A 21,359-nucleotide genomic window follows, 5' to 3' on the forward strand; every position below is an offset into this window, starting at 1 on the left:
CCTTTTGGTTACTTTTGGGGCTCTTTTCCAAAAGTGACCCGCCGTAAGGGCGGAACCGCCAGCCGCCGTTACCGCAGCAACGGATATGTACACCAACCCGCCAGTAACCATTACCACAGCAACCGCAATCCCCCCCGGTCAAACCAAAAACGCCGCCTCCAAAAGCTGCCGCGTATAAGCATGCTGCGGCTCAGCAAAAATCGCCGACGCCTCCCCCTGTTCCACCACCTGCCCATGCTTGACCACCATCAACTGATGGCTCAGCGCTTTCACCACCGCCAAGTCATGGCTGATAAACAGATACGTCAGGTTGTACTTGGCCTGCAAACTACGCAACAACTCCACCACCTGCCGCTGCACCGTTCGGTCCAGTGCCGACGTCGGCTCATCCAGCAAAATCAGGCGTGGCTTGAGCACCAACGCGCGGGCGATGGCGATGCGTTGACGCTGGCCCCCCGAGAACTCATGGGGATACCGATGCCGAGAGTCCGGGTCCAACCCGACTTCCTTGAGCGCCGCGATAATCGCCGCCTCCTGCTCCGCAGGCGTGCCCATCTTGTGGATGCGCAAGCCTTCGCCGACGATCTCGCTGACGCACATGCGCGGGCTCAGGCTGCCGAATGGGTCCTGGAACACCACCTGCATTTCCCGGCGCAATGGGCGCACTTGCTGTTGGCTGAGCCTGTCCAGTTGCTGGCCTTCGAAGCGAATCCCGCCTTTGCTGGCGATCAAGCGCAGAATCGCCAGGCCCAGGGTGGATTTGCCTGAGCCGCTTTCGCCGACGATGCCCAGGGTCTGGCCCTGGGGCAGGCTGAAGTTGATGCCGTCCACCGCCTTGACGTAATCGACGGTGTTGCGCAAAAAGCCTTTCTTGATCGGGAACCACACCTTGAGGTCGTCGACCTCCAGCAAGGGCGGCCCGATCGCCGTGCCGGCCGGTCCGCCGCTGGGTTCGGCGGCGAGCAGTTCCTGGGTGTAGGGGTGCTGGGGCGATTGGAACAGCGTCTCGCAATCGGCCTGCTCGACAATACAACCCTGCTGCATCACACACACGCGATGGGCGATGCGCCGCACCAGGTTCAAGTCGTGGCTGATCAGCAGCAAGGCCATGCCCAGCCGTGCCTGCAACTCCTTGAGCAGTTCAAGGATCTTCAACTGCACCGTGACGTCGAGGGCCGTGGTCGGCTCGTCCGCAATCAACAACTCCGGTTCATTGGCCAGGGCCATGGCGATCATCACCCGTTGGCGCTGGCCGCCGGAGAGTTCATGGGGCAGGGCCTTGAGGCGCTTGTGCGGCTCGGGGATGCCCACCAGTTCGAGCAGTTCCAGGGTGCGTCGGGTGGCGACCTTGCCGGTCAGCCCCTTGTGCAGGCCGAGCACTTCGTTGATCTGTTTCTCGATGCAATGCAGGGGGTTGAGCGAGGTCATCGGCTCCTGGAAGATCATCGCGATACGGTTACCGCGAATATGCCGGATGGTTTTTTCCTTGAGGGTCAGCAGGTCCTGGTCGGAATACTTGATGGTGCCGGACGGATGCCGTGCCAGCGGGTAGGGCAGCAGGCGCAGGATCGAGTGGGCGGTCACCGATTTGCCGGAGCCGCTTTCGCCGACCAGCGCCAGGGTCTCGCCGCGCTTGATATCGAAGCTGACGTTGTTGACCACGCGGTGGTGATGCTCGCCCGTGACGAACTCGACGGAGAGGTCGCGGATTTCGATCAGATTGTCCTGATTCATCTCATTTCCTCGGGTCGAAGGCATCGCGAGCGGACTCGCCGATAAACACCAGCAAACTCAGCATGATTGCCAGCACGGCAAACGCGCTCATGCCCAGCCACGGTGCCTGCAGGTTGGACTTGCCCTGGGCCACCAGTTCCCCCAGGGACGGCGAACCGGCCGGCAGGCCGAACCCGAGGAAGTCCAGGGCGGTGAGGGTGCCGATGGCGCCGGTGAGGATGAACGGCATGAAGGTCATGGTCGAGACCATGGCATTGGGCAGGATATGGCGGAACATGATCGCGCCATTCTGCATGCCCAGCGCTCGGGCCGCGCGTACGTATTCGAGGTTGCGCCCACGCAGGAACTCGGCGCGTACCACGTCCACCAGGCTCATCCAGGAGAACAGCAGCATGATCCCCAACAGCCACCAGAAGTTCGGCTGCACGAAGCTGGCGAGGATGATCAGCAGGTACAGCACCGGCAAGCCGGACCATATCTCCAGGAAGCGTTGCCCGGCGAGGTCGACCCAGCCGCCATAGAAGCCCTGCAGGGCTCCGGCGATCACGCCGATGATCGAGCTGAGCACGGTGAGGGTCAGGGCGAACAGCACCGACACGCGGAAGCCGTAGATCACCCGCGCCAGCACGTCGCGGCCCTGGTCATCGGTGCCCAACAGGTTCATCGACGAGGGGCGCGCGGGGGCGGGGACTTTCAGGTCGTAGTTGATGCTCTGGTAACTGAAGGGGATTGGCGCCCACAGTGTCCAGGCGTCCTTGGTCTTGAGCAGTTCCTGGATATACGGGCTCTTGTAGTTGGCCTCCAGGGGGAATTCACCGCCGAAGGTGGTTTCCGGGTAGCGCTTGAGTGCCGGGAAGTACCAGTCGCCGTCGTAATGGACCGCCAGCGGTTTGTCGTTGGCGATCAACTCGGCGCCCAGGCTCAATACGAACAGGATCAGGAACAGCCACAGCGACCACCAGCCACGTTTATTGGCCTTGAACCGCTCGAACCGGCGGCGATTGAGGGGGGATAGGTTCATCTCAATGCTCCCGGCTGGCGAAGTCGATGCGCGGATCGACCAGGGTGTAGGTGAGGTCGCCGATCAGTTTCACCACCAGCCCGAGCAGGGTGAAGATAAACAGCGTGCCGAAGACCACCGGGTAATCGCGATTGATCGCCGCTTCAAAACTCATCAGGCCCAGGCCGTCGAGGGAGAAGATCACTTCCACCAGCAAGGAGCCGGTGAAGAAAATCCCGATAAACGCCGACGGGAAGCCGGCGATCACCAGCAGCATGGCGTTACGGAACACGTGGCCATAGAGCACACGGTGGTTGGTCAGCCCCTTGGCCTTGGCGGTGACCACGTACTGTTTGTTGATTTCGTCGAGGAAACTGTTCTTGGTCAGCAGGGTCATGGTGGCGAAGTTGCCGATCACCAGGGCGGTAATCGGCAATGCCAGGTGCCAGAAATAATCGAGGATCTTGCCGCCCCAGCTCAGTTCGTCAAAGTTGTTGGAGGTCAGCCCGCGCAGGGGGAACCAGTCGAAGTAACTGCCGCCGGCAAACACCACGATCAGCAGGATCGCAAACAGGAACGCCGGGATCGCGTAGCCGACGATAATGGCCGAGCTGGTCCACACGTCGAAGTGGCTGCCATGGCGCGTGGCCTTGGCGATCCCCAGGGGGATCGACACCAGGTACATGATCAGCGTGCTCCACAACCCGAGGGAGATGGACACCGGCATTTTTTCCTTGATCAGGTCGATGACCTTGGCGTCACGGAAGAAACTGTCGCCAAAGTCCAGCCGGGCGTAGTTCTTGACCATGATCCACAAGCGTTCCGGCGCCGACTTGTCGAAGCCGTACATCTTTTCGATTTCCTTGATCAGCGCCGGGTCCAGGCCCTGGGCGCCGCGGTAGCTGCTGGAGCCGGCAACCGACACCTCCGCACCGCCGCCGGCAATGCGGCTGGTGGCGCCTTCAAAGCCTTCGAGCTTGGCGATCATCTGCTCCACCGGGCCGCCTGGGGCGGCCTGGATAATGATGAAGTTGATCAGCAGGATCCCGAACAGCGTGGGGATAATCAGCAACAGGCGGCGAACAATATAGGCCAGCATTTAATCGCCTCCGCTCGCCGGATCGGCGCTCGTATTCAGGGGGATCGCAGGTTTTTTGTCGGGTTTGGCCCACCAGGTCGAGGTGCCGACGTCATAGCGCGGCGAGACTTTCGGGTGGCCAAGATGGTCCCAGTACGCCACGCGGAAGGTCTTGATGTGCCAATTGGGGATCACGTAGTAGCCGAACTGGAGCACGCGATCCAACGCCTTGGCGTGGGCGATCAGGCTTTTGCGCGAGTCGGCGTCGATCAACTCTTCCACCAGTTGGTCGACAGCCGGGTCCTTGAGCCCCATGTAGTTGCGGCTGCCGGGCTTGTCGGCGCTGGAGGATTTCCAGAATTCGCGCTGTTCGTTGCCAGGTGAAGTGGACTGCGGAAAGCTGCCCACCAGCATGTCGAAATCCCGCGAGCGGATACGGTTGACGAACTGGGAGACGTCGACCCGGCGGATCACCAGGTCGATGCCCAGGTCTGCCAGGTTGCGCTTGAACGGCAGCAGGATACGCTCGAATTCAGTCTGGGCCAGCAGGAACTCGATGGTCACCGGTTTGCCCGTGGTGTCGACCATCTTGTCGTCGACGATACGCCAGCCGGCCTCCTGCAACAGCTGGTAAGCCTCGCGCTGTTGGGCGCGGATCATGCCGCTGCCGTCGGTTTTGGGCGGTTCGAACGCCTGGGTGAAGACTTCGGCTGGGATCTTGCCGCGCAGCGGTTCGAGGATCGCCAGTTCGTCCGGGCCGGGCAAGCCGGTGGCCGCCATTTCCGAGTTTTCGAAGTAGCTGCGGGTACGGGTGTAAGCCCCATTGAACAGCTGTTTGTTGCTCCACTCGAAGTCCAGCAACAGGCTGATGGCCTTGCGTACGCGCACGTCCTGGAACATGGGCTTGCGCGTGTTGAACACGAAGCCCTGCATGCCGGTGGGGTTGCCGTTGGGGATTTCTTCCTTGATCAACCGACCCTCGGCCACTGCGGGAATGTTGTAGGCGTTGGCCCAGTTCTTCGCGCTGAACTCCAGCCAGTAGTCGAACTGCCCGGCCTTCAACGCTTCCAGGGATACCGTGCTGTCGCGGTAATAGTCGGTGATGCGGTTATCGAAGTTGTAGAAGCCTTTGGTGACCGGCAGGTCCTTGGCCCAGTAGTCCTTGACCCGCTCATAGCGAATCATGCGCCCGGCCTTGACCTCTGCCACCTTGTACGGCCCGCTGCCCAGCGGAATTTCCAGGTTGCCCTTGGTGAAGTCGCGGGTCGCCCACCAATGTTTGGGCAATACCGGCAATTGGCCGAGGATCAGCGGCAATTCGCGGTTGTTGGTGCGCTTGAACTTGAACAGCACGCGCAGTGGGTCTTCGGCGACCACTTCGTCGACATCGGCGTAGTAGGTGCGGTAGAGCGGCGAGCCGTCTTTTATCAGGGCCTGGAAGGTGAACACCACGTCTTCGGCGCGGATCGGATGGCCATCGTGGAAGCGTGCTTCCGGGCGCAGGTAGAAGCGTACCCAGCTGTTGTCCGGGGCCTTCTCGATCTTGCCGGCCACCAGGCCGTATTCGGTGATGGGCTCATCCAGGCTTTGCATGGCCAGGGTGTCGTAGATCAGCGGCAGGTTGTCCGCTGGCACGCCCTTGCTGATGTAGGGGTTGAGGCTGTCGAAACCGCCCATCGCGGACTCGCGGAAAGTACCGCCCTTGGGCGCATCCGGGTTGACGTAGTCGAAGTGCTTGAAGTCGGCGGGGTATTTGGGTGGTTCGTTGTAGAGGGTCAGCGCATGTTGCGGGGCGGCATTGGCCGCAGTGCACAGCAACAGGCTGCCGAGCAGTGCAGTACGCAAAGACATCATTGGGCTTTCTCCGAAGCTTTCAGCCACCACGCGCTCAGGCCCAGGGTATAGGGCGGCGTGGTGACAAAGGCGAACCGGTTGCGGTACGCCAAGCGATGATAGTTGAGGTACCAGTTGGGAATGCTGTAGTGCTGCCAGAGCAGGACCCGGTCCAGGGCCCGGCCGGCGGCCAGTTGTTCTTCGCGGGTCTGCGCGGCCAGCAGTTGTTCCAGCAGATGGTCGACCACCGGGTTGGCGATGCCTGCGTAGTTCTTGCTGCCCTTGATCGTCGCCTGGCTGGAGTGGAAGTACTGCCACTGTTCGAGGCCGGGGCTGAGGGTCTGGTTGAGGGTGATCAGGATCATGTCGAAGTCGAACTGATCGAGGCGTTGCTTGTATTGCGCTCGGTCAACCGTGCGCAGGCGTGCATCGATGCCGACACTGATCAGGTTCTCGACATAGGGCTGCAGGATGCGCTCCAGGTTCGGGTTGACCAGCAGGATTTCAAAGCGCAGCGGTTGGCCATCCTTATTGAGCAACCGTTGGCCGGACAGCTTCCAGCCGGCTTCGCCGAGCAGGGCCAGGGCACGGCGCAGGGTCTCGCGCGGGATCCCGCGACCATCGGTCTGGGGCAGGCTGAACGGTTGGGTCAACAGGTTGGCTGGCAACTGGTCGCGGTAGGGCGAGAGCATCAGCCATTCATGCCCGACCGGAACGCCGGTGGCCGAGAATTCGCTGTTGGGGTAGTAACTCAAGGTGCGTTTGTAGGCACTGCTGAACAACGTTCGGTTGGTCCATTCGAAGTCGAACATCAGCCCCAGGGCTTCGCGCACCTTGGTCTGGCTAAAGGTCGGGCGCCGGGTGTTCATGAACAGGCCCTGGCTTTGGGTCGGGATCTGGTGGGCGATCTGCGCCTTGATCACGTCGCCGCGGTTGACGGCCGGGAAGTTGTAGCCATTCGCCCAGTTCTTGGCCTGGTGTTCGATATAGATATCGAACTCGCCGGCCTTGAACGCTTCGAAGGCCACGTCACTGTCGCGGTAGAACTCGACTTCGACCTTGTCGAAGTTATAGAAGCCCTGGTTGACCGGCAGGTCCTTGCCCCAGTAGTCCTTGACCCGCTCGAACACCAGTTGCCGCCCGGGGGTGACCTTGCTGATGCGGTACGGCCCGCTGCCCAGCGGTGGCTCGAAGGTGGTGGCCTTGAAATCCCGATTTTTCCAGTAGTGCTGGGGCAGCACCGGTAACTCGCCCAGGCGCAGGATCAGCAATGGGTTGCCGGCGCGCTTGAACACGAAGCGAATGCGGTGACGATTGAGGATGTCGACCCGCGCCACTTCCTGCAGGTTGGTGCGGTACTGCGGGTGGCCTTCGGTCAGCAGGGTGCGATAGGAAAACGCCACGTCATAGGCAGTGATTGGCTTGCCATCGTGGAAGCGTGCCTGGGGGCGCAGGTTGAACACCACCCAACTGCGGTCCTCGCTGTACTCCAGCGATTGGGCAATCAGGCCGTAGCTGGAGGTGGGCTCATCGCCGGATGGCGCGTATTGGCCAGTGCCGACCATCAATGGCTCGTTCAGCTCATTGACGCCGTATTGCAGGAAGTTGGGCGTGGAGACCGGGCTTGAGCCCTTGAAGGTGTAGGGGTTGAGGGTATCGAACGTACCAAAAGCCATGACCCGCAACGTCCCGCCTTTCGGCGCTGCGGGGTTTACCCAATCGAAGTGGGTGAATTTGGCTGGGTACTTGAGCGTGCCGAACTGCGTGTAACCGTGACTCTCGGTAATCGTCGCATTCGCAGCAAAGCTCAAGGCCAGACTTATTAGTAGAAGGAGGGGTCGCTTCAAGTCAGAGATCCGTTCCAGGCGGCTTGGGCTTTAAGCTCGGTACAGTAACAGCTTGTTCCGGTTGGAAAAAGCCGGTTGGAAACACTGGAGAACCAATGTGGGAGGGGGCTTGCCTCCGATATCGGTGGATCAGCCAATGAATCGGGTGGCTGACACACTGCTATCGGGGGCAAGCCCCCTCCCACATTGGTTCTACAGTGTTCTTGAGGTATCAGCGCGGCCCGGAAACCACCAGCATCTGCCCCGGCTTCAGCGCCTGGCCAGTGCGTGGGTTCCAGCGCTTGAGATGTTGCATCTCGACGTTGAAGCGCTTGGCGACGATGTACAGCGAGTCGCCTTTCTTGACCTTGTATTGCACGGGCTTCTTGCTGTCGACCTTGGCGACCAGCTTGCGCGTGTCCTGCATCACCAGGGTCTGGCCGACCTTGAGGGCCTGGCCATTGAGCTTGTTCCAGCGTTGCAGGTCGTGTACGTCGACCTTGTTGGCCTTGGCGATCAGCGTCAGGTTGTCGCCCGTGCGTACCTTGTAGGTGCGGGTACGGCCGGCCACCCGTGTGCTCTCGACTTCGTCGAACACCTGCTTCTTAGGACGCATCGCCAGCAATTCTTCCGGCTTCATCGTCGAAAGCGTGCTGGTGAGCAATTGTGCCTTCGAACTGGGTACCAGCAGATGCTGCGGGCCATCCAGGGTGGTGCGTTGCTTGAGCGCCGGGTTGAGCTGGAACAGTTCGTCTTCGTCGATCTCGGCCAGTGCCGCGACCCGGGACAGATCCATGCTTTGCTTGACCTCAACCACTTCGAAATACGGCGTGTTGGCGATCGGGTTCAGGTTGACGCCGTAGGCCTCCGGGGCCAGCACCACCTGGGACAGCGCCAGGAACTTGGGCACGTAGTCCTTGGTTTCCTGGGGCAGGGGCAGGTTCCAGTAGTCCGTCGGCAAACCGAGCTTTTCGTTGCGCTCGATGGCCCGGCTTACCGTGCCTTCGCCGGCGTTATACGCCGCCAGGGCCAGCAGCCAGTCGCCGTTGAACATGTCATGCAGGCGCGTCAGGTAGTCCAGGGCGGCGGTGGTGGAGGCGGTGATGTCGCGGCGGCCGTCGTAGGCGCGGGTCTGGCGCAGGTTGAAGTAGCGCCCGGTGGAGGGAATGAACTGCCACAAGCCAACCGCATCGCTGCGCGAATAGGCCATTGGGTTGTAGGCACTTTCAATCACTGGCAGCAACGCCAGTTCCAGGGGCATGTTGCGTTCTTCAAGGCGTTCGACGATGTAGTGAATGTAGAGACTGCCGCGTTCGCCGGCGTTCTCCAGGAAGGAAGGGTTGCTCGCGAACCACAGGCGTTGCTGTTCGATGCGCGGGTTGACGCCCAGGCCGTCCTGCAATTGAAAGCCCCGGCGCATGCGCTCCCAGACATCCTGGGGGGCTTCGGGGCTGGGCTTCTCTGAAAGCCAGATAGGTTTTTGCTTGATCTTGGCAGCAAGATTCGGTTTGGGTTGCACGGTGGATTGTGCAGCGAAATTTGTCGATTGGCAGCCCGCCAGAGTTGCGGAGACAGCCACCGCCACGGCTTGAGCCAGGCGGGTCAATGCGTCTGAATGGTTGGATTTACGAGTAGATGACGACATTGGCTGGAAGTAAGTTCCGGGCAAAAATGTCGGGCGATTCTAGAAAGCGCTTTGGTTCCGGTCAACCATTCAGAAATTACGTATCAGATTGCGTTGGCTTAGAACTTATCTTTCCATGCCCTCAAGCTAGCAAATACCTCGGCCCCAGAGCGGTTGTCGCGACCATTCCGTTCGTCCGCTTTTTGTTTAACGGATGTTTCAGAGGTGCGCAGGAAGGGGTTGGTACGCTTTTCCAGGGCCAGGTTGGAAGGCAGTGTGATCTCGCCACGGGCGCGCAGTTGGTTGACGCTTTCCACTCGTTCGGCGATATCGCGGTTGTGCGGTTCCACGGCCTGGGCAAACTTGAGGTTGCTTTGGGTGTATTCGTGGGTGCAGTACACCAACGTGTCGGCGGGCAGGGCCGCCAGGCGCTCAAGCGAGGCGTGCATCTGCTCGGGTGTGCCTTCGAACAGGCGACCGCAGCCGGCGGCGAACAGGGTATCGCCACACAGCAGCACGCCCGGGTGATAAAACGCGATGTGCCCCAGGGTATGGCCAGGCACGGCATACACGTCGAAATCCCAGCCCAGTACGCTGATGCGGTCGTTATCGTGCAGGTCGACGTCCCGCGCCGGGATCTGCTCGTTGGCCGGGCCATAGACCTTGGCGCCGGTCACACGTTTGATCTGCTCCACGCCGCCGACATGATCATGGTGATGGTGGGTGACCAGGATATCGCTGAGGTGCCACTCGGGGTTCTGCTTGAGCCAGGCCAGTACGGGAGCGGCATCGCCGGGGTCGACCACGGCGCAACGGTGGGTATGGGGGTCCTGCAACAGCCAGATGTAGTTGTCGGTGAAGGCGGGTAGGGCACTGATCTGTATCATTCTTTGATTCGCCAAGCTGAACACATTGGTGCATCTTAGAACGTCTAGGCGAGTTGGAGAATGCAATGACTGATAAAGCGTTCGCCCAGGCCGATCCTGAATGGCTGGCCCTGATCAGCGCAGCCCGGGAGTGGCTGTCGGGTCCGATCGGGCAATTTTTGCTGGACGAGGAACGGCGCATGCTCGAGGACGAGCTGGGGCGGTTCTTTGGTGGTTACCTGGTGCATTACGGTCCCTCGGCCCAGACGCCGCCTGCCGCGCCGCAGGTGCAACGCAATGTACGCCTGGGCGCGCCGTTGCCGGGGGTGGAGATTGTCTGCGAGGAACAGGCCTGGCCGTTGAGCGAGCACGCCGCCGATGTGGTGGTGTTGCAGCATGGCCTGGATTTCTGCCTGTCGCCCCACGGCCTGCTGCGTGAAGCCGCCAGCGCCGTGCGTCCAGGCGGCCATTTGCTGATTATCGGGATCAACCCCTGGAGCAGCTGGGGCCTGCGGCATGTATTCGCCCATGACGGGCTGCGCCAGGCACGCTGTATCTCGCCGTCACGGGTGGGTGACTGGCTGAACCTGCTGGGCTTCGCGCTGGAGAAACGCCGCTTCGGGTGCTATCGTCCGCCGCTGGCGTCGACCAAGTGGCAGGGCCGCCTGGCCGGCTGGGAACGTCGGGCGGGTGCCTGGCAATTGTCGGGTGGCGGCTTCTATTTATTGGTGGCGCGCAAGATCGTGGTGGGGCTGCGCCCGGTACGCCAGGTGCTACGCCAGCCCATGGGCAAGCTGGTGCCGATGCCGATGGCCAAGGTCAATCGCAAGCAAAGCGAACCGTAAAACTCTTTTTTGATTTCAGGCCGGGTCACTCGGCCTCGGGATACTGTCGGCCGATGGCCGGCAGCCCGTCTTGATGGATGCAACCGATGACCGATAGCGTAGAACTCTTCACCGATGGCGCCTGCAAGGGCAACCCCGGTCCCGGTGGCTGGGGCGCCTTGCTGGTGTGCAAGGGCGTGGAGAAGGAACTGTGGGGCGGCGAAGCCAACACCACCAATAACCGCATGGAGCTGATGGGCGCCATCCGTGGGCTGGAAGAACTCAAGCGTCGTTGCGACGTGCTGCTGGTGACCGACTCGCAATACGTGATGAAGGGCATCAACGAATGGATGGTCAACTGGAAGAAGCGTGGCTGGAAGACCGCCGCCAAGGAGCCGGTGAAAAATGCCGACCTCTGGCAATTGCTGGATGAGCAATGCAATCGCCATAACATTACCTGGAAATGGGTGCGTGGGCACATCGGCCATCATGGCAACGAACGCGCCGACCAACTGGCCAACCGTGGTGTCGATGAAGTGCGCGGCTACAAGCAGAGTTGAGGCTGGCTGACGTGTTAACATCGCCCACGTTGACTCACACCACACTGCATACCACACCGTTGAGAGCTGAACCCTGATGGCCATCCGATCTGTTGTACTCGATACCGAAACCACCGGCATGCCGGTGACCGACGGCCACCGGATCATTGAAATCGGCTGTGTCGAACTCATGGGTCGTCGCCTCACCGGTCGCCACTTCCATGTGTACCTGCAACCGGACCGGGAAAGTGACGAAGGCGCGATTGGCGTCCACGGCATCACCGATGAATTCCTCAAGGGCAAGCCGCGTTTCGCCGAAGTGGCCGATGAATTCTTCGAGTTCATCAACGGCGCACAGCTGATCATCCATAACGCGGCGTTCGACATCGGCTTCATCAATAACGAATTTGCCCTGATGGGGCAGACGGACCGTGCGGATATTTCCCGGCATTGCACGATCCTCGACACCTTGATGATGGCCCGTGAGCGTCATCCTGGGCAGCGCAACAGCCTCGATGCCTTGTGCAAACGCTATGGCGTCGACAACTCCGGCCGTGAACTGCACGGCGCGTTGCTCGACTCCGAGATTCTCGCCGACGTTTACCTGACCATGACCGGCGGGCAGACCAGCCTGTCCCTGGCTGGCAACGCCTCCGATGGTGCCGGTTCGGCGGAAGGCTCGGGCAACCGCCCTTCGGAAATCCGCCGTCTGCCGGCCGATCGCAAGCCAACCCCAATCATCCGCGCCAGCGAGCAGGACCTGGCCGAGCACGCGGCGCGGCTGGAAGCGATTGCAAAGTCGGCGGGTGCGCCGGCGTTGTGGACCCAGCTGATGTAGGCGCGGGCTTGCTCGCTCCCGCACAGGACGTTCGCAAGATCGTCCCCGAGCTTCTACCCTTGAGTGCATAGCCCTCAGGACTACAAGCCCTCATGTATAAAGACCTGAAGTTTCCCGTCCTTATCGTGCACCGCGACATCAAGGCCGACACCGTTGCCGGTGACCGGGTTCGAGGCATCGCCAGAGAGTTGGAGCAAGAGGGGTTCAGTATCTTTTCCGCGGTGGACTACGCCGAAGGCCGGCTGGTGGCGTCTACCCATCACGGCCTGGCATGCATGCTGATTGCTGCCGAAGGCGCCGGGGAAAATACCCACTTGCTGCAAAACATGGTCGAGCTGATCCGCCTGGCGCGGGTGAGGGCGCCCAACCTGCCGATCTTTGCCCTGGGCGAGCAAGTCACCCTGGAAAATGCACCGGCCGATGCGATGAGTGAGCTCAATCAACTGCGCGGCATCCTTTACCTGTTTGAAGACACCGTGCCGTTTCTCGCCCGTCAGGTCGCGCGCGCGGCGCGTACTTACCTTGATGGCCTGTTGCCGCCGTTCTTCAAAGCCCTGGTGCAGCACACCGCCGACTCCAATTACTCCTGGCACACGCCAGGCCATGGCGGCGGCGTGGCCTATCGCAAGAGCCCGGTAGGGCAGGCGTTCCATCAGTTCTTTGGGGAAAACACCCTGCGTTCGGACCTTTCTGTCTCGGTGCCGGAGCTGGGTTCGCTGCTGGATCACACCGGGCCCTTGGCCGAAGCCGAAGCCCGCGCCGCGCGCAACTTTGGCGCCGATCACACGTTCTTCGTGATTAACGGCACGTCGACCGCCAACAAGATCGTCTGGCATTCGATGGTCGGTCGCGATGACCTGGTGCTGGTGGATCGTAACTGCCACAAGTCGGTGTTGCATTCGATCATCATGACCGGTGCCATCCCCCTATACCTGTGCCCGGAGCGCAACGAACTGGGCATCATCGGCCCGATCCCCCTCAGCGAATTCAGCCCCGCGTCGATCCGCGCCAAGATCGACGCCAGCCCGCTGACCCGTGGCCGCCCAGCGAAAGTGAAGCTGGCTGTGGTCACCAACTCCACCTACGACGGCCTGTGCTACAACGCCGAGCTGATCAAGCAGCAATTGGGCGGGAGTGTCGAGGTGCTGCACTTTGACGAAGCCTGGTACGCCTACGCGGCGTTTCACGAGTTTTTCGCCGGGCGCTACGGCATGGGCACTTCGCGAACCCCCGACAGCCCGCTGGTGTTTACCACTCACTCCACGCACAAATTGCTGGCGGCGTTCAGCCAGGCCTCGATGATTCATGTGCAGGACGGCGGCGCACGACAGTTGGACCGCGACCGTTTCAATGAAGCGTTCATGATGCATATCTCCACTTCGCCGCAGTACAGCATCATCGCCTCGCTGGACGTGGCGTCGGCGATGATGGAGGGGCCAGCAGGGCGCTCGCTGTTGCAGGAAATGTTTGACGAGGCCCTGAGCTTTCGCCGTGCCCTGGCCAACCTGCGCCAGCATATTGCTGCCGAGGACTGGTGGTTTTCCATCTGGCAGCCGCCCTCGGTAGCGGGTATCGATCGCGTCGCCACGGCGGATTGGCTGTTGCAGCCTGAGGATGATTGGCACGGCTTTGGTGACGTGGCTGAAGATTACGTATTGCTGGACCCGATCAAAGTGACGTTGGTCATGCCCGGCCTCAACGCCGGTGGCGCGTTGAGCGACTGCGGGATCCCGGCAGCCGTGGTCAGCAAGTTTCTCTGGGAGCGTGGGCTGGTGGTGGAGAAGACCGGTTTGTATTCGTTCCTGGTCCTGTTTTCCATGGGCATCACCAAAGGCAAATGGAGTACCTTGCTCACCGAATTGTTGGAGTTCAAGCGCAGCTACGACGCCAACATCAGCCTGGCCAGTTGCCTGCCCTCGGTGTTTGCCCAAGGCCCCGCCCGTTATCAAGGCCTGGGTTTGCGCGACCTGTGCGATCAATTGCACGCCTGTTACCGTAGCAATGCCACTGCCAGGCACCTCAAGAGGATGTACACGGTGTTGCCGGAAATCGCGATGAAACCGGCCGACGCCTACGACCAATTGGTGAAGGGGGAAGTGGAGGCGGTTTCCATTGATGCCTTGCCAGGGCGCATCGCAGCCGTGATGCTGGTGCCTTATCCGCCGGGTATTCCATTGATTATGCCGGGCGAGCGTTTTACCGAATCGACGCGATCGATCATCGACTACCTGGCGTTTGCCCGGACATTTGATAGCAGTTTCCCTGGGTTTGTCGCGGATGTTCATGGATTGCAACACGAAGATGACGGCAACGGCCGTTGTTACACCGTCGATTGCATCAAGGGTTAAGGATGTTTATGCAAGCTGTAATGAACCCGAAGTATCCAGGGCTCAGTGTGCGGGTCGCCGACGAAGGCTTCGATGCCTACGTATGGGGCAATGATTTCAGTTTTGAGGTCAGCGCCTATGGTGTGCCCGAGATGGGCAAGCGGGTCGATCAATGGGCCGTGGAGCGTATCTTGCCGTACCGCAAGTGCTATGGCATCGACCCGGAAGAGTTCGCCAGCTTTCGCGATGCGCCGGACAGCGCGATCTTCATGGCCTTCCTGGATGACCGTGCGGTGGGGCATATCGTGGTCAGTACCAATTGGAATGGCTTTGCCCATGTCGACGAGTTGGCGGTGGCCTTGCCCGCCCGCCGTCATGGGGTGGCCAAGGCCCTGCTGGACGTGGCGCAGTTCTGGAGCCGCAAGAAAAACCTGCCGGGCATGATGCTCGAAACCCAGAACAACAACCTCGGTGCCTGCCGGCTGTACGAGCGCTGTGGGTACGTGATGGGCGGAATCGACCACCTGCGTTATCGCGGCATCGACCCACAAACCCGGGAGGTGGCGATTTTCTGGTACCGGTTGTTCAAGCAGTAGGCGCGAACGTGCTCGCGAAAAACACACCGGCGTCGCGTTAAGCCTGACTGCCTGCGCCAGCGTTGCAGGTCTTCGCGCGCAAGCTCGCGCCTACAGGGGTTTTGCCTCGCCAGAGAGAAGGCCTTCGGCTTTCTGCGTGACAATCTCCAGCAATGCATTCAACGCCGGTGAGGTTGCGCCATCCCTGAGTGTCAGTGCGTACAGGTTGACTAGGATCGGCGGCGACACCGGGCAGGTATCGAGCCCGGCCTCCCGCGCACCGAATGCGGTGAACGGATCGACAATCGCCAGGCCTTCACCGGCCTCCACCATGCTGCGCATCATCTGGTAGGTCTGTACCCGCGTCTGCACCACCGGCAGCGGGCGCAAGGCTTGCAGCTTGGCGTCCAGCAGGCGGCTCAGCGGGTCCTGGCCTTCCAGCCCGATCATCGACTGCCCGGCCAGGTCCTGTAGCGCAATGTACTTCTGCTTGGGTTTCAGCCAGCCATGGGGTGCGAGCAGTTGCAGCTTGCCCTGGGCCAATACGGTGCTTTGGATTTGTGGGTGTTCCGGGTCATGCAGGCTCAGGCCCACATCGGCTTCGTGCAGCAACAGGCTTCTGACGATTTCCCGGGTCGGCTGGCTCGACAGGTTGCACGGCGTGTCCTGGAAGCGGCGGCGCAGCACCGCGATGCTTTGCGGCAACAGTTGGTTGGCCAGCGGCGGAGTGCACAGGGCGCGCAGTGTGGGGGCGTGATGGTGCTTCAGGCGGCTGGCCAGGCGTTGTATGGGCTCCAGCGCTTCATAGAGGTGGGCGATTTCGGCCTGCAGTTCCAGGGTTTCCCGGGTTGCCTGCAGGCGCCCGCGTACACTGGCAAACAGCATGAAACCCATTTGCTGCTCGGCATCCTTGAGCGTGGCGTCCACATCGCCCACGGGGAGTTGCAACCATTCGGCGGCCGTGCCGAGGTGTCCGGTCTGCAAGATAGCCTGAATCACTTCGATATGACGTAAACGCATGGCCGGAGTCTAGGGTCAGCCGTGCAGGGATTCAATGGCCTGTCAAAAAACAGCGTGAACGTTGATTCGCGTCGACTAACGTTGGCCTTGCGCAACTGCAACAAGCAGGTCATATAACGAGCGTATCAACCGAGAGACAAGGGGGGCTCACCATGCCTGTAGCAATCGCAGTCGGCAATTTGCGCACCCATCGCGGCTTTACGCGGTGGGCGGTGCTGGTAGTACTGGTCATCATCGGCTTGCTGGCCCTGGCGTTGGGGCCGCGGCTGTTTGGGGAGGTGACCCTGATGGAAATTGCCACGGCCAAGGCCCAGGTCGCCGAGTTGGGCAAGGCTGTCGAACAGTTTCATAACGACACGGGGCGCTACCCGACGGATAAGGAAGGCCTGGAGGTGCTTGTCCAGCAGCCTGCAGGCGAGGTGAAGTGGAAGGGCCCTTACATCGACGAGGATCTGCTGAACGATCCCTGGGGGGTTGCCTATCAGTACCACTTTCCGCCGAGCCAGCCCCAGGTCTCGTTCGATCTGTTCTCATTCGGCAAGGACCGGACATTGGGCGGTGTCGGGGATAACAAGGATATTACCTACGGAGCCAACTGATTCATCTGGCATTACCCATCGACCTGATTAGAATGGCTCGTCTGATCACTAACGACCAATGCCGGTTACCCGGTACTTACAACAAAAACAGGTCTGGTCTCAAATGCCGATGCCCACGAAATTCCTCGGGGTAACGGCCAGGCAACTGCTGGTCATGGTGACCGTGGGGTGCGTGGCCGCTTATCTTTTCAGTAATCACGATGACGCCACGCCCGAAAGCCTTGCACGGGTTGCCTTTATCCGTTCACAGGAACAGGTGAGCGAACAAGTCGGGGCGATATTGGGCGTCACGCTGGTGCGGCAGGTGGTGGCGTATCCCGCGTACGGCTCGCCGGGCTACCAGCGCTTGATGTATGCCGTTGAGGGCGAGAAAGGGCAACTGATGGTGACGCTCAAGCAGATCGAGGGGGATCAGGGGATTGAAGTCACGGAGATTCGCCGTCCGTGATCGCCCGGCCCAGTCAATGCCGTCAATGGCCAGGACTGAGCAGGTACGCTCGGGTGATCAATCTTATGAGGCGAGGGTGGTTTGCGATTCGCGGACGATAATGGTCCCCGACTGGATCAGTTTGAATTCATCGCCTTCCAGTTTCTCTACACGGTCGCCAATGGCCAGCTTGTAGGTGGTGGTGGGTGCCGAGCCAGCCAGGTCGCCTTGCGCCGGGTTGGATTCCTGGAACTCATGCACCGAATACACACGTCCTTCTGCGTCTCTGGCATGAAACTGTCCGACTAATACTGCTGCCATCTGTTTAGAACCTCTGGAGATAAACACTCGATTTTCGGTTCTGTAGACCGTCGTAGAGCGGGGTAGTTTACCTATTGAAAAAAAATACTATTCGCTGATGTTTTCAGATGCGTCCTACGTAAGGAGCTACGAGGCAAACGCCTGGGGATTATCAAAACCCTCTGGTGAACCCGCCGCGAAGACTCTATAACTACAAGCTCCTTTAGTCAGACGTCGGGAAAACCTCAATGAGCAAGGTCTACACGATTGCCGTCCTGGTTGGCAGCTTGAGAAAAGAGTCGATCAACCGCAAGGTCGCCTTGGCCTTGGCCGAACTGGCCCCAGCCAACCTCACATTGAAAATTGTCGAAATTGGCGATTTGCCGCTCTACAACGAGGACATCGACGGAGCATCACCGCCCGCAGCCTACAGTACTTTCCGTCAACAGGTACGTTCATCCGACGCGGTGCTGTTCGTAACCCCGGAATACAACCGTTCCGTGCCCGCCCCGTTGAAGAATGCGATTGACGTGGGTTCGCGCCCTTACGGGCAAAGTGCCTGGAGCGGCAAGCCGGGGGCGATCATCAGCGTCTCGCCAGGGGCAATTGGCGGGTTTGGCGCCAACCACCATCTGCGCCAGTCCCTGGTGTTTCTCGATGTGCCGTGCATGCAGCAGCCGGAAGCCTATCTGGGTGGGGCTGGCAATGTGTTCGATGACGCTGGCGCGGTATCGGAAAAGACCAAGCCGTTCCTGCAGGCGTTTATCGATGCCTACGGCAAATGGGTAGAAAAACAGAGCGCTTGAATCGGCACTGATTATCCAATGTGGGAGGGGGCTTGCCCCCTCTCACAGTACTGGATCAGCGCAACCAGTTGGTCCGCGCCAACTCGATCACCTCATCCCCCCGTCCACTCATGACCGCCTTGAGCATGTACAGGCTGAAGCCCTTGGCCTGTTCCAGCTTGATGCTCGGTGGCATCACCAGCTCTTGCGTGGCGGTGACCACGTCCACCAGCACCGGGCCATCATGGGCCAGGGCGCGGCGCAGGGCCGGTTCCAGGTCTTCGGATTGCTCCACACGAATCCCCAGGATGCCCATGGCATTGGACATGGCCGCGAAGTCCGGGTTTTTCAGCTCGGTACCGGCATCCAGATAGCCGGCCGCTTTCATTTCCATGGCGACAAAACCCAGCGACGAGTTATCGAACACGATGACTTTCACTGGCAACTTCAGTTGCGCCAATGAAATGAAATCGCCCATCAGCATGGCAAAACCCCCGTCGCCCGACATCGAGATCACTTGCCGGCCGCGGAAGGCGGCCTGGGCGCCGATGGCCTGGGGCATGGCGTTGGCCATCGAGCCGTGGTTGAACGAGCCGATCAGGCGGCGCTTGCCGTTCATTTTCAGGTAGCGCGCCGCCCACACGGTCGGAGAACCGACATCGGCGGTGAAGATCGCATCGTCGTCGGCCAGCTCGCTGAGCAAGCGCGCGACGTATTGCGGGTGAATCGGCCGGCCGGCCTTGGACGGTTGCGCCAGGTCATCCAGGCCCTGGCGAGCTTTCTCGTAGTGCTTCAAGGAGGTCTCGAGGAAGCTGCGATCGGTCTTGCGGGCCAGGCGCGGCAGGAGCGCGCCGATGGTCTCGCTCACATCCGCCGCGATGCCCAGGTCCAGGGTGGCGCGACGCCCCAGCGCCTGCGGGTTGCGGTCGATCTGGATGATTTTCGCGTCAGTGGGGTAGAACTGGCGGTACGGAAAGTCAGTGCCGAGCATGATCAGCGTGTCGCAGTCGAGCATGGCGTGGTAGCCGGAGCTGAAACCGATCAGGCCGGTCATGCCCACGTCGAATGGGTTGTCCCATTCCACATGTTCCTTGCCGCGCAGGGCGTGTACGACCGGTGCGCCCAGAGCGTCGGCGAGCGCCACCACTTGGGCATGGGCGCCGGCACAACCGCTGCCGCACAGCAGGGTGACTTTCTGGCTGCTGGCGAGGATTTCGCCGAGGCGCTGCAGGTCTTGTTCCGCTGGCAAGGTGCGGGGTGCATGCAGGGCCGGCCAGGGCTTGAGCGTGTTCTCGACTTCCAGCAATGACACATCCCCCGGAATCACCACCACGGCCACGCCGCGATTGAGGATCGCCGAGCGCATGGCACGGTGCAGCACGTGCGGCATTTGCTCAGGGTTGGTCACCAGCTCGATAAAGTGGCTGCATTCCTTGAACAGCTCCTGGGGGTGGGTTTCCTGGAAGTAGTTCAGGCCAATCTCGGAAGACGGGATCTGGGCCGCGATCGCCAGCACCGGTACATGGTTGCGATGACAGTCGAACAGGCCATTGATCAAATGCAGGTTGCCCGGCCCGCAACTGCCAGCGCACACCGTCAATTCACCGGTGGCCGCCGCTTCGGCACCGGCGGCGAATGCGGCGACTTCCTCGTGGCGAACGTGCATCCACTCGATGCTGTCCATGGTGCGCAACGCATCGGTGAGGCCGTTGAGGCTGTCGCCGGTCAGGCCCCAGATGCGCTTGATGCCCGCCTGCTCAAGGGTGGTCGCCAGTTGCTGGGCCAGGTTGATTTTCGCCATGAAGAACTCCAATCGTCAGTGAGGGTAAAAGCTGCTGATCAGTAGAGGACAGTTCGATCACGGCGAATGCTCCGTCTTTAATGTGAAGATTGCGTCATGGCTGCGCGGTATTGCCGGGTGCGCCGCGCGATAAACCACTGGTCGCGCAGCAGCGCCAGCCAGGGGGCGACCTTGGCATCGGGCAGGCGGCCACGGCTCAGGCGGCGCATCTGGTCACGCACCACGGCCAGGGTGGCGAGGGCGGCCAAGGGTTTGCGCTGCCAACTGACGGGTTTGAGTTGCGGGTTGAGGTCGCGCCCCTCGTGCCAGTGTTTGATCAGTTGCGGTTCCAGGGTCAGGGCGGTAGCAATGCCGGCCATGGCGATACCGCTGTCCAGCACCTGTTGCACGATGGGCAGGCGGCGAATGCCGCCGGTGACCATCAGCGGCATCTTGGCGATGGTCGCCAGCTCTTTGGCAAACTCCAGGAAGTAGGCTTCACGGGCCAGGGTGCGACCGTCCCGCGCTTCGCCTTGCATGGCTGGCGCTTCGTAGCTGCCTCCGGACAACTCCAGCAGGTCGATGGGCAGGGGGTTGAGCATTTCCACCACTGCGCGAGCATCGGCCTCTGCGAATCCGCCGCGCTGGAAATCCGCCGAGTTGAGCTTTAGCCCGACGCAAAAGGACGGGCTGACGCTGGCACGAACCGCGTGGATCACCTCCAGCAGCAGGCGCGCGCGGTTCTCCAGCGAGCCACCCCAGCGGTCAGTGCGCTGGTTGCTCAACGGCGACAGAAACTGACTGAGCAGGTAGCCGTGCGCGCCGTGGATCTGCACCCCGGTGAACCCGGCTTTCTCGGCCAGGCGTGCGCTGGTGGCGAAGCGTTTGATCACGTCCTGAATGTCGTCCTCAGTCATCGCCTTGGGCTTGGCAAACATCTTCGAAAAGCTGCCCAGGTCCAGTGCAATCGCGGAGGGCGCCAGGGCTTGCTGGCCGAGGTTGGCCATGGTCTGGCGACCCGGATGACTGAGCTGTACCCAAAAGTGCACGCCCTTGTCGCGGGCCACGTCGGCCCATTCACGAAAGCTGTCCAGGTGTTGTTCGTCTTCGAGGGCAACGCCGCCGGGGCCGGTCATGGCGCGGCGGTCGATCATCACATTGCCGGTCAGCAGCAGGCCGGGCTCACCGTCCGCCCAGGTTGTGTACAGCTGCTTGAGTTCACGGGAAGGTGCTTGATCGGCGTCCGCCATATTCTCTTCCATCGCCGCCTTGGCGATGCGGTTGGCGAGGACCTGGCCATTGGGCAGTTGCAAGGGCTCAAAGGGTGACATGAGTTGACTCCGGAGTGGGGGAGGCCTCAGGCTAAGCTTAAAGTTAACTTTAA

General features: G+C 61.0%; 19 protein-coding genes. 8 read left to right on the plus strand and 11 right to left on the minus strand.

From position 1 onward, the window contains the following. Positions 1 to 138: 138 nt before the first annotated feature. The 7 genes from AC1Q6I_RS14030 to gloB all read right to left on the minus strand — a co-directional run bounded on the left by AC1Q6I_RS14030 (position 139) and on the right by gloB (position 9,982). Positions 139 to 1,734 carry an ABC transporter ATP-binding protein gene (locus tag AC1Q6I_RS14030; protein ID WP_102625203.1) on the minus strand — a complete coding sequence of 532 codons (1,596 nt, stop codon included), beginning with the start codon at positions 1,732 to 1,734 and terminating at the stop codon, positions 139 to 141. A 1-nt stretch (position 1,735) separates the two neighbouring features. Then, the gene (locus AC1Q6I_RS14035) at positions 1,736 to 2,755 is read right to left on the minus strand and encodes an ABC transporter permease (RefSeq protein WP_102625202.1); all 1,020 of its coding nucleotides are present in this window, start codon (positions 2,753 to 2,755) and stop codon (positions 1,736 to 1,738) included. 1 nt (position 2,756) lies between these two features. Beyond that, the gene (locus AC1Q6I_RS14040; RefSeq protein WP_024075100.1) at positions 2,757 to 3,833 is read right to left on the minus strand and encodes a microcin C ABC transporter permease YejB; all 1,077 of its coding nucleotides are present in this window, start codon (positions 3,831 to 3,833) and stop codon (positions 2,757 to 2,759) included. Next, on the minus strand, positions 3,834 to 5,666 hold the full coding sequence (locus tag AC1Q6I_RS14045) for an extracellular solute-binding protein (RefSeq protein ID WP_024075101.1): 1,833 nt from the start codon (positions 5,664 to 5,666) through the stop codon (positions 3,834 to 3,836). After that, positions 5,663 to 7,492: an extracellular solute-binding protein gene (locus tag AC1Q6I_RS14050; RefSeq protein WP_102625201.1), complete on the minus strand. Its 1,830-nt coding sequence runs from the start codon at positions 7,490 to 7,492 to the stop codon at positions 5,663 to 5,665. Before AC1Q6I_RS14050 ends, AC1Q6I_RS14045 begins: the two co-directional genes overlap by 4 nt. A gap of 211 nt (positions 7,493 to 7,703) precedes the next feature. Then, on the minus strand, positions 7,704 to 9,116 hold the full coding sequence (locus AC1Q6I_RS14055) for a lytic transglycosylase domain-containing protein (protein ID WP_102625200.1): 1,413 nt from the start codon (positions 9,114 to 9,116) through the stop codon (positions 7,704 to 7,706). Positions 9,117 to 9,214: 98 nt separating this feature from the next. After that, entirely contained in the window at positions 9,215 to 9,982 is a 768-nt protein-coding gene (gene gloB / locus AC1Q6I_RS14060; protein WP_024075104.1) for a hydroxyacylglutathione hydrolase, read from the minus strand. Between the two features lie 65 nt (positions 9,983 to 10,047). Between gloB and AC1Q6I_RS14065 the strand changes: the two genes are divergently transcribed. From AC1Q6I_RS14065 to AC1Q6I_RS14085, 5 genes are all read left to right on the plus strand, one after another. Continuing rightward, positions 10,048 to 10,806: a class I SAM-dependent methyltransferase gene (locus AC1Q6I_RS14065; RefSeq protein WP_024075105.1), complete on the plus strand. Its 759-nt coding sequence runs from the start codon at positions 10,048 to 10,050 to the stop codon at positions 10,804 to 10,806. A gap of 86 nt (positions 10,807 to 10,892) precedes the next feature. Next, the gene (gene rnhA, locus AC1Q6I_RS14070; RefSeq protein WP_069075857.1) at positions 10,893 to 11,345 is read left to right on the plus strand and encodes a ribonuclease HI; all 453 of its coding nucleotides are present in this window, start codon (positions 10,893 to 10,895) and stop codon (positions 11,343 to 11,345) included. Positions 11,346 to 11,427: 82 nt separating this feature from the next. Further along, positions 11,428 to 12,162 (plus strand): DNA polymerase III subunit epsilon, encoded by a 735-nt coding sequence (dnaQ, locus tag AC1Q6I_RS14075; RefSeq protein WP_168233117.1) that lies wholly within the window; start codon positions 11,428 to 11,430, stop codon positions 12,160 to 12,162. Between the two features lie 92 nt (positions 12,163 to 12,254). Then, positions 12,255 to 14,510, plus strand: coding sequence for an Orn/Lys/Arg family decarboxylase (locus tag AC1Q6I_RS14080; protein WP_024075108.1), 2,256 nt, complete (start codon positions 12,255 to 12,257; stop codon positions 14,508 to 14,510). A 20-nt stretch (positions 14,511 to 14,530) separates the two neighbouring features. After that, positions 14,531 to 15,085, plus strand: a complete 555-nt coding sequence (locus tag AC1Q6I_RS14085) for a GNAT family N-acetyltransferase (RefSeq protein ID WP_041160917.1) — start codon at positions 14,531 to 14,533, stop codon at positions 15,083 to 15,085. A gap of 90 nt (positions 15,086 to 15,175) precedes the next feature. On the opposite strand, the gene AC1Q6I_RS14090 is transcribed toward AC1Q6I_RS14085, so the two are convergent. Beyond that, positions 15,176 to 16,084, minus strand: coding sequence for a LysR substrate-binding domain-containing protein (locus AC1Q6I_RS14090; RefSeq protein WP_069075858.1), 909 nt, complete (start codon positions 16,082 to 16,084; stop codon positions 15,176 to 15,178). Positions 16,085 to 16,236: 152 nt separating this feature from the next. On the opposite strand from AC1Q6I_RS14090, the gene gspG reads away from it, so the two are divergent. Continuing rightward, a complete protein-coding gene (gene gspG / locus AC1Q6I_RS14095; RefSeq protein ID WP_069075859.1) occupies positions 16,237 to 16,683 on the plus strand; it encodes a type II secretion system major pseudopilin GspG in 447 nt (148 codons plus the stop codon). A gap of 103 nt (positions 16,684 to 16,786) precedes the next feature. Then, positions 16,787 to 17,131: a hypothetical protein gene (locus tag AC1Q6I_RS14100; protein ID WP_069077388.1), complete on the plus strand. Its 345-nt coding sequence runs from the start codon at positions 16,787 to 16,789 to the stop codon at positions 17,129 to 17,131. Positions 17,132 to 17,194: 63 nt separating this feature from the next. Here AC1Q6I_RS14100 and AC1Q6I_RS14105 read toward each other — a convergent pair whose 3' ends face one another. Further along, complete coding sequence (locus tag AC1Q6I_RS14105; RefSeq protein ID WP_027606489.1) at positions 17,195 to 17,431, minus strand: hypothetical protein; 237 nt, start codon at positions 17,429 to 17,431, stop codon at positions 17,195 to 17,197. Between the two features lie 227 nt (positions 17,432 to 17,658). Here AC1Q6I_RS14105 and AC1Q6I_RS14110 point away from each other — a divergent pair, with 227 nt between their 5' ends. Next, positions 17,659 to 18,216, plus strand: coding sequence for an NADPH-dependent FMN reductase (locus AC1Q6I_RS14110; protein WP_024075114.1), 558 nt, complete (start codon positions 17,659 to 17,661; stop codon positions 18,214 to 18,216). Between the two features lie 55 nt (positions 18,217 to 18,271). Here AC1Q6I_RS14110 and poxB read toward each other — a convergent pair whose 3' ends face one another. Both poxB and AC1Q6I_RS14120 read right to left on the minus strand, forming a co-directional pair. After that, entirely contained in the window at positions 18,272 to 19,996 is a 1,725-nt protein-coding gene (gene poxB / locus AC1Q6I_RS14115) for a ubiquinone-dependent pyruvate dehydrogenase (RefSeq protein WP_069075860.1), read from the minus strand. Positions 19,997 to 20,073: 77 nt separating this feature from the next. Then, complete coding sequence (locus AC1Q6I_RS14120; RefSeq protein ID WP_024075116.1) at positions 20,074 to 21,306, minus strand: NADH:flavin oxidoreductase/NADH oxidase family protein; 1,233 nt, start codon at positions 21,304 to 21,306, stop codon at positions 20,074 to 20,076. Positions 21,307 to 21,359: the final 53 nt, after the last annotated feature.

This window comes from Pseudomonas sp. MPR-R2A5 (assembly GCF_058793055.1).

Coding starts and splice junctions, on each gene's coding strand:
- AC1Q6I_RS14030 (WP_102625203.1), bottom strand. CDS start 1,734: ATGAATCAGGACAATCTGATCGAAATCCGCGACCTCTCCGTCGAGTTC.
- AC1Q6I_RS14035 (WP_102625202.1), bottom strand. CDS start 2,755: ATGAACCTATCCCCCCTCAATCGCCGCCGGTTCGAGCGGTTCAAGGCC.
- AC1Q6I_RS14040 (WP_024075100.1), bottom strand. CDS start 3,833: ATGCTGGCCTATATTGTTCGCCGCCTGTTGCTGATTATCCCCACGCTG.
- AC1Q6I_RS14045 (WP_024075101.1), bottom strand. CDS start 5,666: ATGATGTCTTTGCGTACTGCACTGCTCGGCAGCCTGTTGCTGTGCACT.
- AC1Q6I_RS14055 (WP_102625200.1), bottom strand. CDS start 9,116: ATGTCGTCATCTACTCGTAAATCCAACCATTCAGACGCATTGACCCGC.
- gloB (WP_024075104.1), bottom strand. CDS start 9,982: ATGATACAGATCAGTGCCCTACCCGCCTTCACCGACAACTACATCTGG.
- AC1Q6I_RS14065 (WP_024075105.1), top strand. CDS start 10,048: ATGACTGATAAAGCGTTCGCCCAGGCCGATCCTGAATGGCTGGCCCTG.
- rnhA (WP_069075857.1), top strand. CDS start 10,893: ATGACCGATAGCGTAGAACTCTTCACCGATGGCGCCTGCAAGGGCAAC.
- AC1Q6I_RS14080 (WP_024075108.1), top strand. CDS start 12,255: ATGTATAAAGACCTGAAGTTTCCCGTCCTTATCGTGCACCGCGACATC.
- AC1Q6I_RS14085 (WP_041160917.1), top strand. CDS start 14,531: ATGAACCCGAAGTATCCAGGGCTCAGTGTGCGGGTCGCCGACGAAGGC.
- AC1Q6I_RS14090 (WP_069075858.1), bottom strand. CDS start 16,084: ATGCGTTTACGTCATATCGAAGTGATTCAGGCTATCTTGCAGACCGGA.
- gspG (WP_069075859.1), top strand. CDS start 16,237: ATGCCTGTAGCAATCGCAGTCGGCAATTTGCGCACCCATCGCGGCTTT.
- AC1Q6I_RS14100 (WP_069077388.1), top strand. CDS start 16,787: ATGCCGATGCCCACGAAATTCCTCGGGGTAACGGCCAGGCAACTGCTG.
- AC1Q6I_RS14105 (WP_027606489.1), bottom strand. CDS start 17,431: ATGGCAGCAGTATTAGTCGGACAGTTTCATGCCAGAGACGCAGAAGGA.
- AC1Q6I_RS14110 (WP_024075114.1), top strand. CDS start 17,659: ATGAGCAAGGTCTACACGATTGCCGTCCTGGTTGGCAGCTTGAGAAAA.
- poxB (WP_069075860.1), bottom strand. CDS start 19,996: ATGGCGAAAATCAACCTGGCCCAGCAACTGGCGACCACCCTTGAGCAG.
- AC1Q6I_RS14120 (WP_024075116.1), bottom strand. CDS start 21,306: ATGTCACCCTTTGAGCCCTTGCAACTGCCCAATGGCCAGGTCCTCGCC.